Here is a 14,612-nt window from a genome sequence, read left to right as displayed (position 1 = left end):
CTCACTTCAGTTCGTAGGAGGCCATCGCGGCCCGGACGGCGGGGGAGAACAGCGCCGGGCCCAGCGCGTCGGAGTACGCCAGACCCTCGGGTGAGAGCCGCAGCAGGCCGGGCCCGGCGTCCGTGTCGAGCCAGCCGAGGCCGGCGAAGCGGTCCAGCTCGGCGGGGAAGTCGTCGGCGGGACGGCTGCCGAACCGCTCCCGGTAGGAGTCCACCGCCATGCCCTCGGCCTGGAGCAGCGACTGAAGGAGATGGCGGCGGCGCGCCTCGTCACCGTCGACCGCCCGGCCCACCTCGGCGCGGGAGAAGTCCTCCGTGGTCGTGTACCCGTCGATGATCGTCCGGATCTCACGCGTCCCGACCGCGTAGTCGAAGGAGTAGTGCAGATCCGAGGTGTACGAACGCGCCCCGCAGCCCAGGCCGATCATGCCGTCGGTCTGGCAGGCGTAGTCGTTCGCCCCTTCGCGGGGCGCGCCGGGCAGACGGAACATCCGCATCGACACCTGCTCGTACCCCTGCGCGAGGAGATGGTCCCGGCCCCGCCGGTACAGATCGAGCCGCTGCGCGTCCCAGTCGGCCTCACTGGGATGCGCGCGCCGCCCGAGCGGGGTCAGCGGCCGGGCGTACAGCGGGTAGAGATACAGCTCCTCGGGACGCCAGGCGAGCGCCGCGTCCAGCGAGAACCGCCAGGACTCCGGGGTCTGGCCGTCGATGCCGTAGATGAGGTCGATGTTGAGGACCGGGATCCGCGCGTCCCGGATCCGGCCGAGGGCGGCCTCCACGTCGGAGCGGCGCTGCGGGCGCACCGCCGCCTTCGCCTCTTCCTCGACGAAGCTCTGTACGCCGATGCTCAGCCGGGTGGCCCCCCGCTCGGCCAGCACCGACAGCCGGTCGGCCGTCGCGGTCGACGGCGACGTCTCCACGGAGAGGGGGACGGCCCGCAGGTCGGCGCCCATCCGCTTCTCGGCGATGTCGCACAGCCGCTCCAGCTCACCGGCCTCCAGGAAGGTGGGTGTGCCGCCGCCGAAGGCCGCCGCCGCGAACCGCACCCCGTCGGACGGACCCCCGGCGCCGTCCGCGTGGAGCGCGTCGGCCACGGCGGTCGCCTGCCGGTCCAGCGCGTCGAGATAGCGCGTGGTCAGCTCGTCGGGCGCGCCGATCCGCGTGAACAGGTTGCAGAAGCCGCAGCGGACCTCGCAGAACGGTATGTGCAGATAGAGGGAGAGCGCGTCCTTGCGTTCACCGGCCCACAAATCGCGCAGGGCCGGACGCTCCGCCAGCGGGCGGTACGCGGTCTTGTGCGGGTAGGCGTAGACGTAACTCTCGTACGGGCGTGGTGCGTTGGTCATCGATGTGCCCCTGGCTCCAGGAAGAAGTGCGCGTACGGCACCGTCCAGACGGACTCGTGGCCGAGACGGTGGCCCGTCCAGCCGTCGTCCCCGTAGGCCGTGCCGTGGTCGGAACAGACGATCGTGAAGCAGCGGCGCCGGCTGCTCGCGGCGGCGAACAGCCGGCCGATGTGCCGGTCGACATATTCGAGCGCGGCGGCGTGCGTCGCGCGCGAGTCACCCGCCTCCCGGGTGGCGCCGGGCAGATGGAACCAGTTCGGCTGGTGCAGCGACGGCACATTGACGAACAGGAACAGCCGCCGCTCGGCGGGCAGCCCGGCCACCACGTGCTCCGCGCGGGCCACCTGCGCCTCGAACGACGTCGGCGACGCGACGCCGAACTCCGGCTCCCAGTGGCTCTCCTGGAACATCCCCGGCAGTACGGAGCCGAGCGCGCCCCGCTTGTTGAAGAAGCCGACGCCGCCGACGCACACCGTGCGGTACCCGGCGTCCGCGAGGCCCGACACGAGGTCGGGCGCGTCGAAGACGAACGTCCTGTCCGCCGTGGACTCGCTCCCCTCGAACCGCGCCGCGAACAGCCGCGGATGCGGACCCGGGGCGGCGGGTGTCGGCAGGAATCCGGCGAACATCGCCTGGTGCGAGGCGTAGGTGAAGCTGCCGGGGGCGTGCCGCTCCTCCCAGCGCCCGCCCGGGAGATGGCGGGCGAGATTCGGCAGCCGGCCCGCCTCGGCCAGCTCGGCGGCGACGTCGAAACGCAGCGTGTCGAGGGTGACCAGCAGCAGATCGTCGCGCCCGACGACACGGCTCATGTCGGGCATCGGCATGCCGCCGTCCGCCGGGCGGGTGGGCGCCGCGTCCGTGCCGGCGGGGTCCGCGACCTGCTTGTGCGCACCCCCGGTGCGGTCGTCCCCGGTGCCCGCGCGGGACGTACCGGCGGTCTCCGGGCCCCTCGTCTCAGCGCCCCGCATGGTGCTCCCGTTCCGCCCTGGTCCTCGGTGGCCCACCGGCCCGTACCGCCGCGATCTGCGCACCGTAGGTGTCCAGGCCCTCCGCGCCGCTGCCCGGCAGTCCCGTGAGACCCGGCAGCAGATCGCCGAAGGCGTTGACCTCGCCGACCGCGAAGCGCCGCCAGCCGGTCGCCGGCAGCAGGTCCACCCCCACGCAGTGCGTGCCGGGGAAGCAGGCCGCGGCCCGCTCGCAGATCTCCAGGGCGGCGGCCCAACTCGCCCCGCCGCTCGCCGCCTCGGTCGCCGCCCGCACCGCGTTCAGGTCGCCGCGCGCCCCGCCGAGATGCAGATTGGTCATGGGTGACGAGCTGGTCCGTACGACGGCGTGCGTCGCCCGGCCCGCCACGACCACCACCCGCAGATCGGCCGCTCTGCCGTTCTGCGTGGCCTTCGGCAGCCACCGCTCGACATGCAGCCCGTCCGGGGCCAGCGCGTCGACGATCTCCGCCACCTCCCGCTCGGTGGTCAGCCGCCGGACCCGCAGCGAGTTGAACAGCCGCCCCGCCGCGTCGCGTTCGACCGAGGTCGTCGCCCGCACCCGGCCGGGCCCCCCGGTCTCGACGGCCAGCACCCCGGAGGCCGACGAACCATGGGCGATCTTGACGAACGCCCGGCGCATCCCGGGGCCGCCCATCAGCGCGCGTACGTCCTCCCACCCGCGCACGGGCGGGGCGCCGCGCCCCGAGGTCGGCGACGGCGGTACGGGTACGGAGGCCAGGTCCAGCACCTCGTGGCAGAGCCGTTTGTCGAACAGCACCGCCAACTCGTCCGGATCGTCCAGGAGTCGCGCCCCCGCGTCCCGTACGGCCCGGCCCAACTCCCTTACGGCGGCGGTGAACCGCTCGTACCAGAGGGCCGTGCCCTCGACCCGGGTCGGGTCGTCCCCTCCGCGCAGCAGCCGCTCCACCGCTGTGTCCTCGCCCGGCGACTCGACCCGGACGACCTCACCGGGCCGGAACCCGGCGCGCCCGCCCAGCACATCGAGCCAGGCGATCTCACGGGCCGCCGGCAGTCCCGCCGCCGCGACCGCGTCCTGGAACAGCCGGACCCGGCGGTTGGCGGGATTGCCGACGACCGCGAGGCGCGGCTCGCCGCTACTCGGAGACGGCGACATAACGCCACTCGTCGTCTTCGTCGATGTCGTCGGCCGGCTCCACCTTCACCCGCACACCGTGCGGCTCCAGCGCCTCCCGGATCCGCGCGGTCCAGGCCGGTGACATGAAGTGGTGGTCCAGGTCCAGCTCTTGGAGATGGGTGAGCGGCTGCCCGGTGAGGAGTGCCTCGGCGCCCTCGTCGCCGAGCGTGCCCATGGACAGCGCCAGTGTCTCGAGCCCGGCCACGACCGGCGCGGAGGCCACGGCGCCGACGATCTCGTCCTGGATCTCGCTGTTCTGGAGCCCCCGATGGCGCAGCCGCGGGAATCGGCCGCCGTCGAGGAAGGGTGCCAGATCGGCGACGGTGGCGCTGCCGCCGTACTCCTCGACACCCAGCCACATCTCCAGACGCTCCAGAGCGGGCAGCTCGCTCGCGCCGACGGCGCGCACGACGGAGCCCGGCAGCCCGCCCGATTCGAGAGTCAGCGCACGCAGATGCTCGTGCTTCACCGGCCGCAGCCGCAGATGACCGTTCTCGTACGTGTTGCCGCAGCCCTGCACGCGGAACTCCTCAAGCAGCGGGAACGCCTCGATCGCCGGGGTGACGTCGGTCATCTTCAGCCAGGAGATCTCGCACCGCTCGCTGTCCACGTCCGCCAGGAACAGCCCGCGCAGGGCGGGGAACCGCGCCGCGTCGGCGATGATCAGCTCCATGGCGGGGCCCAGCCCCGTGTAGTCACCGGTCCACCACGGGCCGATGACCAGCGCGCGCACGCGCCCGGCGTCCACGACCTGGGTGAAGCGCTGCCACACCTGGTCGAAAGTCCACCGCTCGTCATACCCGCAGTCGAGCCGCCAGGCGACGGCGTCGGGCTCGGGCAGCGCCTCCGCTGCCGGGGCCTCGTCGAGGGGCAGGGTGAAGAACGGCAGTCCGCAGAGCTGCTCGTAGGGGTTGATCTCCTCGGCGCCGCTCATTCCGCCACCGCCGTGTAACGCGACCCGTCGTCCCGCACGGACTCGCACTCGGACAGGTCCACGACCACACCCGCGGGCTCCAGCGTCGCGCGGATCCGCTCCCGCATCGGCTCGCTCAGATAGTGGTGGTGCAGATCGAGCTTCTTGAGATGCGTGAGCGGCTGGCCGCCGAGCAGTGCCTCCGCGCCCTCGTCCCCGAGGGTGCCCATCGACAGGTCCAGCGTCTCCAGCCGCGCCACGACCGGCGCTCCCGCCAGCGCCGCCGCGATGTCGTCCTGGATCTCGCTGTTGCGCAGCGCCAGCGACTTCAGCGCGGGCAGACGCGCGCCGGTGAGGAACGGATCCAGGTCCGCCACGATCGTGTTCGCCCCGTACCAGGACGTGCCCAGCCAGATGTCGAGATGTTCGAGCGCCGGCAGGTCGGCCGCGCCGATGTTCCGCACGACGTCGGCGTCCAGACCGCCGGTCTCGACGGTCAGCGAGCGGAGCTCCTCGTGCTTGACACCGGTCATGTTCAGATCCTGGCCGCCGCGCACCCCGAACGAGCGCAGCTGCGGGAGAGCGTTGATCAGCGGTGCCATCGCCGTCTGGTTGATCCAGGAGATCTCGCACTCCTCGTAGGTGATGTCGCCGACGAACAACGCCCGGAGGGAGGGGAGTTGACCGCTCGCCGCGACGATCGCCGCTATCACCGCGTCGGGAGCGGTCTCGTACGCCTCGCTCCACGCGCCGACTATCAGCGCGCGGACCTCGGTGGTGTCGACCGCCTTCAGGAAGCGGGCGAACGCCGACTCCCACTCCTCCTCGCTGTCGTACGCGTCGACGGCGACGCGCCAGGCCACCGAACCCGCGGCGGGGAGCGTCGCCTTCGGTTCGGCTTCGGCGTCGGGGAAGTCGAACGCGGGCAGGCCGTCCAACTCCTGCATGTTGTTCGAAACGGTCATGGCGAGTGCTCCAGACACCGGGCGTCGGCGTTGATCGGCTTGATGCTGAGAGAAGTTGTAACAGGCCCCACTGACAAGCCCGGTTCGGGGGCCGAGCCCGTTGTCAGACCCACCGTCTAGCGTCGTTCACAGGTCGGCGCACTCGGCGCCGCCGGTCGAGGGGAGAGCCATGTACCGGCAGGGAGACGTGCTCATCGTGCCCGTCGCGGACGACAGCGTGCCGTCCGGGATCAGCGAGGCGCGGAGCGAGCCGAGGGACGCGCGGGGCCGCCTCGTTCTCGCGCTCGGCGAGGTCACGGGCCACGCCCACGCGGTGACAGGTCCGGGAGTGCTCGTCCGGGAGACGGGCGGCGAGTTCGGGCCGATGCTGCTCCATCTGCCGGAGGGCGGCCGGGTGGTGCACGAGGAGCACGCGGCGATCCCGCTGCCCAAGGGGTGGTTCCGCGTGGTGCGCCAGCGTGAGTATCTGCCGGGCGCGGTGCGCGTCGTCGCCGACTGAGCGCGACTGAGCGGCGACGACCGCCGGTTCGGGGTCGAGCAGGGCGGTGAGTGGTGAGCGGTGTGCGGTACATCGGGACAGTGACGACAGGGGACGGGACTTCAGACATGCAGCATGTGGACAAGTGGCGGGGCATCGCGGCGGCGACGGGGGCGGCCGACCGCCCGGCGGCCGAGGCGGGGATACGGCTCGCCTACCGGACGGCCGGACTGGCCGAGCCGCAGCGGATCATCTGGGCGGACTCCCCGCTCGCCGGACTCGCCGCCGTCCGGTCCCTCACGGATCAGGGCGGATCGGTCCGTGAGGAGGTCCGCACCAAGCCGTGGGCCGAGGAACGGCGGCGTATCCACGACGAGTTGGGCCCGGCGGGCTGGGCCGAGTGGTGGAGCGTCACCGGCGCCCGGCTGTGGGACACCACCCGCGCGCTCGCCGAGCGGATCCGCTCGGGCATCACCGACGCGGCCGGCGAGGAAGCGTCAGGCCCGGAGGCGTCAGGTCCGGAAGCGTCGGGTCCGGATGCGGCCGACCTCGCGCGGACACGTCAGCTGCTGCTCGACGCGGTCCTCGGCCAGCACGACGCCGCCTGGCTCGCGGCCTTCGACGGCCGCGGCGACCGGCTCGCGGGACTCGCCGAGGTGGCGGCGCACGCCGGCTGGTGGTGGCCGTACGAGAACGTGACAGTGGTCTGCGAACGCCCCGTCGAGCTGCACCGCGACGAGGCCGGACGCCTGGACCGCGGCGACGGCCCCGCTCTCGCCTACCCGGACGGCTTCGCCCTGTACGCGTGGCGCGGGATGCCCGTCCCGGCCGACTTCCTGGGCGAACTGACCTCGCTCGACCCGGCACGCATCCGCGCCGAGGAGAACGCGGAACTGCGCCGCGTGATGCTGGAGCACTACGGCTACGACCGCTATCTCACCGAGTCCGGCGCCGAGCCGATCGGCAAGGACGAGACCGGCATCCTCTGGCGGATAGCGCTCGAAGGCGACGAGGACGTGGTGATGGTCGAGGTCGTCAACTCCACCCCCGAGCCCGACGGCACGAGCCGCACCTACTGGCTGCGCGTGCCGCCGGGGACCCGTACCGCCAAGGAGGGAGTGGCCTGGACGTTCGGCCTGGACGCCGAGCAGTACGAGCCGATGAGGCAGACCTGACCGGCGCGCGATCCGGGTCCGCGACAGGGCCGTCCTGCCGAGCGTGCCGGGCCCATGTGCCCTGGCACCCACGCACACACGCCGCGTCGGCGGTGGCGACGAGGAAGGAGGGAGGCACGGCTCCCGCCGCGCCTCCCTCCTCCGCCCGGCGCTCGCACGCCACGACGTGCCGTCGGCCGCTACGCGGCGGACCGGAGCGCCTCGCCGCTGATCAGCGAGGAACTGCCCTCCACCGTGCAGGCGTAGGCGCCCGCGATCGCGCCGAGGCGCGCGCAGTCGTCCAGATCCCGCCCGGCGAGGCGCCCGTAGAGAAAACCGGCGACATACGCGTCGCCCGCGCCGTTGGAGTCCACCACCGGTGCGGGCGGGACGGTCGCCGGGATCGGCCGGGGCGTACGACTGCCCTCGCGGGTCAGCAGATACGACCCTCCGGCGCCCGCCGTGGCCACCACCGCCTGTGCCCTGCCCTCCCGCAGGATCTCCCGCATCACCGGCCCTATGCGCTCGCGCGCCCCGGCTGCGCTGAGGAAAACCAGATCGGCGCGGTAGGCGAACTCCCGGTGGTAGGCGTCCATCCCGTCCCAGTCGTGCAGATCGGTCGAGACCGGAACACCTTGCTCGATGATGTCGTCGAAGAGGAACCGGGTGAAGTTCGTGATCGACAGATGGACATGGCGGGCCCGCTCCAGATGCGGCAGGTAGAACGCGCGCGGCATCCGCAGATCCTCCGGATCGCGCGCGTCGTGGAAGGACATCCTGCGCCCGGTCCTGTCGACCAGATTGACCGCGCGCCGGGTACCGGCGGGCGAGTTCATCCCCTCGAAGTCCACGCCGCCCTTGGCGAGATGCTCACGGACCTGACTTCCCGTCCAGTCGTCACCGATGAAGTCGAGGAATTTGACGTTCAGTCCGAGAGCGTGACAGCCCAGGGCGACGTTTCCGCCGGTCTGTCCCGGCCATTCGCGGATCGGCCCCACGCCGACCGAGTCGGCGAGCGGGACGGGGAGCGAGTCGACACGGACGACGGTGTCCACGCCGCTGCCCCCGACGACCAGTACGTCATGGCTCGGCTCGGCCCCCGGCCCGGCCGCCCGCTCGACGTCCGGATGTTCGGTCTGCTGCTGCGCCACAGTTCCCACCTTCGTTCCGGATTCCGGATGTCCGCCACAGTATGGCCGTGGCGGCACCGGCCGCGGGGCGGGTGCCGGACACCCGGCGATGCCGCCGGTCAGCCGTCGGCGGCGACGAGTGCCGCTCTGTCCACGCCCAGCTCACGCGCCAGCGCCTCGTCCGACCAGTCCAGCAGGGTGGCGCGGGTGAGCGACCCCGCGTACGACGTCATCTGCACGGCGAGCCCGTCGAGCAGCGCGGTCAGCCGCCAGGCCGTCGCGACCGGGTCGGCGCAGCGGAACTCACCGGCCTCGACGCCCTCGGTGATGACGGCCGCCAGCGCGGACTTCCACTGCTGGTCGAGTTCGCTGGCCACCTCGTGGAGCGACGGTTCGCGCGGCGCCGCCGCCCATCCCTCTATCCACAGCCGCCAGCCCTTGGCCTCGCCGGTCGGCGCGTACCAGCGGATCGCGGCATGCAGCCGGCGCAGGGCGCTGTCCCGGCGGCCGAGCAACTCCCGCAATTGCGCCAGGTCTTCACCGGCGGAGTGCCGGAAGGCGGCGGCGAGCAGCTTCTCCTTCGTGGAGAAGTGATACAGCACCAGGGCGTTGCTCACCCCGAGGGCGGTGGCGACATCGGCGATACGCACGGCCGCCACCCCCCGCGTCTGGATCTGATCGACGGCGGCGCGCAGCAGGTCCTCGCGCCGCTCCTCCACACTCAGCCGTACTCTCGCCACACTCCGAACCCTAACTCGCGCCGGTTGACATAAATCGAGCGGGCGTAAACCACCCCGTCGGCGGAGGTGCGGGAGCGCCGTGTGGCCACATGGCCGGATCTCGCCTGTCTGTGGCCGTACGGGAATCCGCGAGATCGTCCGCACGTTGCCTTGAGGTGCCACGGACGGCGCACCGGCGTGGCACCCCGGTCATGGAAACAGCTCATAATGTGATGAACCCGAACCTTCAGGAGATGCAGTGAACGGCGCCGGCTCCCCACCCTCACTCCGCTCCCGGCTGCGCGCGATGCGGTCCGAGGCCTTCGGGGCCGACTCGGCCGGCGAACGCCTGGAGCGCATCCACCGCTCTCCGAACTTCGTCGACGGCGTGTTCCAGAACCCCGAGGGCACCGCGAGAATCACACCGTCCGGTTCCAAGCTGGAGCTGTCCAAGGTCTACCTCAGCAAGGACGCACGCGCCCGGCGCGCGCCCGCGAGCGCCATCCCCGTCCACCAGGACACCCTCGCGGACCTCGCCGTACCGCCCGTTTCCGGGCTGCGGCTGACCTGGATGGGGCACTCCAGCGTCCTCGCCGAGATCGACGGCCGGCGGGTGCTCTTCGACCCGGTCTGGGGCGAGCGCTGCTCCCCGTTCTCCTTCGCCGGACCGAAGCGGCTGCACCCCGTGCCCGTCTCGCTCGCCGCGCTCGGGCCGGTCGATGTCGTCGTCATCTCGCACGACCACTACGACCATCTCGATCTGCCGACGATCAAGGGCCTCGCGTCCACGAACACCATCTTCGCCGTCCCGCTCGGCGTCGGTGCCCATCTGGAGCGCTGGGGAGTGCCCGCCGCCCGGCTGCGCGAGCTGGACTGGAACGAGACGGCGGAGGTCGCGGGCATCTCGTTCACCGCGACGCCCGCCCGGCACTTCTGCGGCCGTGGCCTGCGCAACCAGCAGCACACCCTCTGGGCGTCCTGGGCCGTCGCGGGACCCGAGCACCGGATCTACCACAGCGGCGACACCGGCTACTTCTCCGGCTTCCGCGACATCGGCGCCGCACACGGCCCGTTCGACGCGACCATGATCCAGATCGGCGCCTACAGCGAATACTGGCCGGACATCCACATGACCCCGGCCGAGGGCCTGCGGGCACACCTCGACCTCCAGCAGGGAAGCCCGTCCGGCGTCATGCTGCCGATCCACTGGGGCACGTTCAACCTGGCCCCGCACCCGTGGGCCGAGCCCGGCGAGGGCACGGTCACGGCGGCGGCGGAGTCGGGCGTACGACTCGCGCTGCCGCGTCCGGGCGAGACGTACGAGCCGACCCTGACCGACAGCATCCCCGCCACCCCGTGGTGGCGCTCCGTCGCGGTCCCGCCGGCCGGCGGCTGGCCGGAGGCGGTGCCCGCCGGGGACAAGGCATCGGTATCGGCGACGGCCCAGGCCTCCGGCGAGTCCGGTACGGCGGACAAGGCGACGGGCGCCGCTCCGGACTCGCCGGAGGCGGCACCGTCCGCGCAGGGCACGCCGTAGCGCCCTGAAGCCGTAACGTCCCGACGCCGCAACGTCCCGACGCCGTAACGCCGGATCTCTCACGCCCCGGCCCGCACGCCCATGCCCCGCCCCGGCCTGCGCCGGGGCGGTCAGACCTGGACCACGTTCACGCCGCGCTCCTCGAACGGGGCCGCCCGGTCGGGGGCGCCGGTGTCCGTGATCAGTGTGTCGATGGCGTCCGTCGGGCAGATCCGGGCGAAGGCGGGTGTGCCCAGCTTCGAGCTGTCCGCCACGACCACGAGCCTGCGCGCCCGCGCCGCGAGGAGCGCGTTGATGCTCGCCTCGTGCTCGCTGTGCGCGCTCGCGCCCGCCTCCGCGTCCACGGCGTCGGCGCCGATGAAGGCGATGTCCAGGCTGACCTCGCCCAGGATGTGCCGGGCCAGCGGCCCCACCAGCTCGTACGACTGCGGCATGGCCACCCCGCCGGTGGTCACGATCTTGATGTGCGGGCGCACGGCCAGCTCATGGGCGATGTTCAGCGCGTTCGTCACCAGGGTGACGGCCGGTTCGCCGCCCCGGTTCGGCGCCCCCGCCAGATCGGCGCGCGTGGCGACGGCCCGCGCGACCTCGGCCGTCGTCGTACCGCCGTTGAGCCCGATCACCATGCCCCGGTGCACCAGCGCGGCGGCGGCCCGGCCGATGCGCTGCTTCTCCGCCGACCGCCCCACCGACTTGTAGCGCGGCGGCAGCCCGTACGAGACGGAGTGCGCCGCCGCCCCGCCCCGGGTCCGGGTGAGCAGTTGCTGCTCGGCGAGATGGTCGAGGTCCCTGCGTACGGTCGCCGCCGACACCGACAGCTCGGCGGCGACGTCGTCGACGTCCAGCCGGCCCCGCTCGGCGAGCAGTTCGAGCAGGGTGTTGTGCCGTTCGTACCGGTCCACCGCATCTCCTTCGTCACGCCCCGGATCATTCAAGCACCTCCACGACTGGAAGAGTTTGCTTGAAGGTGCTTGAAACTCTGCTCTAGCATGCAGAAACACGCATAACTGACGTGGTGGATACGAGAGTGGAGAGCCGACGTGACGTTTGTCCAGACGGAACTGGCCAGTCAGCCCGCGAGCTGGAGCCGGGCGGCGGAGCTGGCCGACGGCCTGCGCGACTCGGGCCGGCTGCCCGAGGCCGGTGAGCGCACGGCCGTCGTCGGCTGTGGCACCTCGTACTACATGGCCCAGGCGTACGCGGCGCTCCGGGAAGGTGCCGGGCAGGGCGAGACCGATGCCTTCGCCGCCTCCGAGTTCCCGGCGGGCCGCCGCTACGACCGCGTCGTGGCACTGACCCGGTCGGGCACCACCACCGAGGTCCTTGATCTGCTGGCCGCCGTCCGGGGCAGCGCCCGGACGACCGCGATCACCGCGGACCCCGAGACACCGATCCGCTCCGCCGCCGACGACCTGGTCGTCCTCGACTTCGCCGACGAACAGTCCGTCGTCCAGACCCGGTTTGCCACCACGGCCCTCACCCTGCTCCGCGCCCACCTCGGTCTGCACACCGCGTCGGTGGTGGCCGACGGCGAGCGGGCCGTCGCGGAGCCGCTGCCCCAAGGGATCACCGACTGCTCGCAGTTCACCTTCCTTGGCCAGGGCTGGACCGTCGGACTGGCCAACGAGGGCGCGCTGAAGATGCGGGAGGCGGCGCTCGCCTGGACGGAGTCGTACCCCGCGATGGAGTACCGGCACGGCCCCATCAGCATCACCACCGAGGGCACGGCCACCTGGCTGCTCGGTCCCGCGCCCGACGGGCTCGCCGACCAGGTCGGCGCGACCGGCGGGCTGTGGGTGGCCGGTGAACTCGACCCGCTGGCGGAGCTGGTACGGATCCAGCGCCTCGCACTCGCGCTCGCCGACGCGCGGGGTCTCGACCCGGACCGGCCGCGCCATCTCACCCGCTCGGTGATCCTCGCCGGCGAGTAGCGGGGCGCCCCCGCGAGCGGCGCGGTCGGGGGCGCGGGTGCGGACGAGGGCCGGAGACGTGGGCAACAGCTCCGGCCCTCAAGGCGATTGCACTGTTTCGGACTGTTGTGCGACGGCTCATACCAGAGCGGGATGCTCTGTGGGCAAGTTCGTCAACTGCCCGCCACAACTGACTATTCGCCAACTACGGTGAGTGCTCGGTGATCAACGCTGGGCTTCTTCCGCATGTCCGCCTGCCGCCACACACCGACGACAACGCCGCAGAACACCGAATGCCTGGGGCCCCACGTACCAAGGACGCTGATGTCTCAACTTCGCGCACCCACCGCGCGACCCGATCGCCGAGAAGGCGGCCGGCACGGCAGGCCGGGCAGCCGCGCGCCCTCGGCCAAGGCGACGCCGGCCAAGGGACCGGCCACCCCCGGGCCCGACGGACCGGCGCCGCCCGAAGCACGTATACGCCCCCAACTCCTGCGCGCCGCCGTGCTGCCGACCGTCATCACCACGCTCGGCGGGCTGCTCGCCCTGCTCGTCACCATCCGCTCGGGCGGGGTCCGGCCCACCCCCGAGATCTGGGCCGCCGTCGCCGGCACGGTGCTCGTCGGTGTCGTCGCGGCCACGGCCGCCGTCGTCGGCGCCGACCGCGCCGCGAAGTCCGTCATCGACCGCAGCAACGCGCTGCGCCGGTCGAGCGCCCGCGCCCAGGCCGATCTGCGCGGTGTCGTGGAGCAGCTCCGCCGGGGCGAGGGCCCGCCACCGCGCCGTACGCCCACGGTGAAGGCACCCGTCGGCGACGAACTCGACCTGCTCGGCCTCGAACTGGCCCGCTCCCAGGAAGCGGCGGTCGCCGCCGTCGTCCAGGCGTCCCGGCTGTCGAGCAGCGTCGGCAACGAACAGAAGGTCGAGGTCTTCGTCAACCTCGCCCGCCGGCTCCAGTCGCTCGTCCACCGGGAGATCCAGCTCCTGGACGAGCTGGAGAACCAGGTCGAGGACCCGGACCTGCTGAAAGGTCTCTTCCATGTCGACCATCTCGCCACCCGCATCCGCAGGCACGCCGAGAATCTCGCCGTTCTCGGCGGAGCCATCTCGCGCCGCCAGTGGAGCCGGCCGGTCACGCTGACGGAGGTACTGCGCTCGGCCATCGCCGAGGTGGAGCAGTACCCGCGCGTCAAACTCGTCCCGCCCATCATCGGGACCCTGCGCGGCCACGCCGTCGCCGACGTCGTCCATCTCCTGGCCGAACTGGTGGAGAACGCCACGCTGTTCTCCGCCCCGCACACCCAAGTCCTGCTCCGGGCCCAGCAGGTGACCTCCGGACTGGCCATCGAGGTCGAGGACCGCGGACTCGGCATGCCCGCCGACGAGCGAAAGCGGATGAACGCCCTGCTCGCCGACCCCGACCAGGTCAATGTCGCCCATCTCCTCCAGGACGGGCGGATCGGCCTCTTCGTGGTGTCGGCCCTCGCCCGCCGCCACGGCATCGCCGTCAGGCTGCACGCCAACATCTACGGCGGAATCCAGGCCGTCCTGGTGCTGCCGCGGGCCCTGTTGGGCGCCGACGGGGACGGCACCGGCGAGTCCGATCAGCTGCCCGGAGCCGCGACGACCGCGCCGACCGCGCCGCTGCCCGTGCCGGAAGCCGTGCCGCTGCCCGTACCTGAACCTCTCCCCGTGCAGCCGTACGAGGCGGAGCCCGCACCCGTACCCGAGCCCGCCCCCGTACCGGATCCCGCCCCCGTCGCGGAGACCCCTCCGCCGTACCCGCAACAGCCCCGCGGGGGGCGCTCGCACCGGCGGACCTCGGGACGCCGGCCGCTGCCCGTACGCGGCGAGCGCCCCACGCGTTCCAGCTCGATCTCACGGCCCAGGCCGCCCGAGCCGTCGCCCCCGCCGGACTCGCAGCCCCCGCCGCAGTACCAGCCCCAGTACCAGCCGGAGTTCCGGCCGGTGTCGGACGACCACGCCGTACCCGGCGTCGTGCGCGGCACCATGGACCGGCCCCAACTGCCCAAGCGGCGCAGCCAGGAACACCTCGTCCCCCAGCTCAGGGACGCGCCCGCCCCGCCCGGCGACAACGACGAACCGATTCTCCACGACCCCGGTCTGATGGCCGCCTTCCAGCGTGGCATCGGTCTCGCGGAGGCCGCCCAGCCCGCCACGGACTTCGCGGCGCCCGGTCCCAGCCCGGCCGCCGACGTCCGACCGCCGGCCCCGGCCCCCGTACCAACCCCGGCTCCCGAGCCCGTGACGGACCTGCCGGATCCGCGACGCCACGACCGGGACAACCCCCACTAG

Annotated in this window: 13 protein-coding genes; 5 read left to right on the top strand and 8 right to left on the bottom strand. The window is 72.6% G+C overall.

Annotated elements, in window-relative coordinates:
• Nucleotide 1 precedes the first annotated feature (1 nt).
• The 5 genes from ACFYNU_RS02800 to ACFYNU_RS02780 all read right to left on the bottom strand — a co-directional run bounded on the left by ACFYNU_RS02800 (nucleotide 2) and on the right by ACFYNU_RS02780 (nucleotide 5,368).
• Nucleotides 2-1,348 carry an STM4012 family radical SAM protein gene (locus ACFYNU_RS02800; RefSeq protein WP_356589414.1) on the bottom strand — a complete coding sequence of 449 codons (1,347 nt, stop codon included), beginning with the start codon at nucleotides 1,346-1,348 and terminating at the stop codon, nucleotides 2-4.
• Entirely contained in the window at nucleotides 1,345-2,157 is an 813-nt protein-coding gene (locus ACFYNU_RS02795; protein ID WP_356589680.1) for an STM4013/SEN3800 family hydrolase, read from the bottom strand. Before ACFYNU_RS02795 ends, ACFYNU_RS02800 begins: the two co-directional genes overlap by 4 nt.
• Nucleotides 2,158-2,302: 145 nt before the next feature.
• Nucleotides 2,303-3,469, bottom strand: a complete 1,167-nt coding sequence (locus ACFYNU_RS02790; protein WP_356589412.1) for an STM4014 family protein — start codon at nucleotides 3,467-3,469, stop codon at nucleotides 2,303-2,305.
• Nucleotides 3,450-4,424: an STM4015 family protein gene (locus ACFYNU_RS02785; protein WP_356589410.1), complete on the bottom strand. Its 975-nt coding sequence runs from the start codon at nucleotides 4,422-4,424 to the stop codon at nucleotides 3,450-3,452. The genes ACFYNU_RS02790 and ACFYNU_RS02785 overlap by 20 nt, the downstream gene beginning before the upstream one ends.
• Nucleotides 4,421-5,368, bottom strand: coding sequence for an STM4015 family protein (locus tag ACFYNU_RS02780; RefSeq protein ID WP_356589408.1), 948 nt, complete (start codon nucleotides 5,366-5,368; stop codon nucleotides 4,421-4,423). The genes ACFYNU_RS02785 and ACFYNU_RS02780 overlap by 4 nt, the downstream gene beginning before the upstream one ends.
• Before the next feature lie 169 nt (nucleotides 5,369-5,537).
• On the opposite strand from ACFYNU_RS02780, the gene ACFYNU_RS02775 reads away from it, so the two are divergent.
• Both ACFYNU_RS02775 and ACFYNU_RS02770 read left to right on the top strand, forming a co-directional pair.
• Complete coding sequence (locus ACFYNU_RS02775) at nucleotides 5,538-5,867, top strand: hypothetical protein (protein ID WP_356589406.1); 330 nt, start codon at nucleotides 5,538-5,540, stop codon at nucleotides 5,865-5,867.
• A gap of 107 nt (nucleotides 5,868-5,974) precedes the next feature.
• Complete coding sequence (locus ACFYNU_RS02770) at nucleotides 5,975-7,021, top strand: DUF6745 domain-containing protein (RefSeq protein WP_356589404.1); 1,047 nt, start codon at nucleotides 5,975-5,977, stop codon at nucleotides 7,019-7,021.
• Nucleotides 7,022-7,200: 179 nt separating this feature from the next.
• Here ACFYNU_RS02770 and ACFYNU_RS02765 read toward each other — a convergent pair whose 3' ends face one another.
• Nucleotides 7,201-8,076 carry a PfkB family carbohydrate kinase gene (locus ACFYNU_RS02765; RefSeq protein ID WP_356589678.1) on the bottom strand — a complete coding sequence of 292 codons (876 nt, stop codon included), beginning with the start codon at nucleotides 8,074-8,076 and terminating at the stop codon, nucleotides 7,201-7,203.
• A 173-nt stretch (nucleotides 8,077-8,249) separates the two neighbouring features.
• Nucleotides 8,250-8,870, bottom strand: coding sequence for a TetR family transcriptional regulator C-terminal domain-containing protein (locus tag ACFYNU_RS02760; RefSeq protein WP_356589402.1), 621 nt, complete (start codon nucleotides 8,868-8,870; stop codon nucleotides 8,250-8,252).
• A gap of 238 nt (nucleotides 8,871-9,108) precedes the next feature.
• Here ACFYNU_RS02760 and ACFYNU_RS02755 point away from each other — a divergent pair, with 238 nt between their 5' ends.
• The gene (locus tag ACFYNU_RS02755; protein WP_388764907.1) at nucleotides 9,109-10,386 is read left to right on the top strand and encodes an MBL fold metallo-hydrolase; all 1,278 of its coding nucleotides are present in this window, start codon (nucleotides 9,109-9,111) and stop codon (nucleotides 10,384-10,386) included.
• Between the two features lie 110 nt (nucleotides 10,387-10,496).
• Here the strand turns inward: ACFYNU_RS02755 and ACFYNU_RS02750 are convergent, their stop codons facing one another.
• Nucleotides 10,497-11,288, bottom strand: coding sequence for a DeoR/GlpR family DNA-binding transcription regulator (locus ACFYNU_RS02750; RefSeq protein ID WP_356589400.1), 792 nt, complete (start codon nucleotides 11,286-11,288; stop codon nucleotides 10,497-10,499).
• Between the two features lie 138 nt (nucleotides 11,289-11,426).
• On the opposite strand from ACFYNU_RS02750, the gene ACFYNU_RS02745 reads away from it, so the two are divergent.
• Complete coding sequence (locus ACFYNU_RS02745; protein ID WP_356589398.1) at nucleotides 11,427-12,317, top strand: sugar isomerase; 891 nt, start codon at nucleotides 11,427-11,429, stop codon at nucleotides 12,315-12,317.
• A gap of 303 nt (nucleotides 12,318-12,620) precedes the next feature.
• Nucleotides 12,621-14,612, top strand: a complete 1,992-nt coding sequence (locus ACFYNU_RS02740) for an ATP-binding protein (RefSeq protein ID WP_356589396.1) — start codon at nucleotides 12,621-12,623, stop codon at nucleotides 14,610-14,612.

The organism is Streptomyces sp. NPDC006643, assembly GCF_042870175.1.
Lineage (GTDB): Bacteria > Actinomycetota > Actinomycetes > Streptomycetales > Streptomycetaceae > Streptomyces.
Note: the sequence above shows the minus strand (reverse complement) of the source record. Positions and strands in the feature narration are given on the sequence as shown.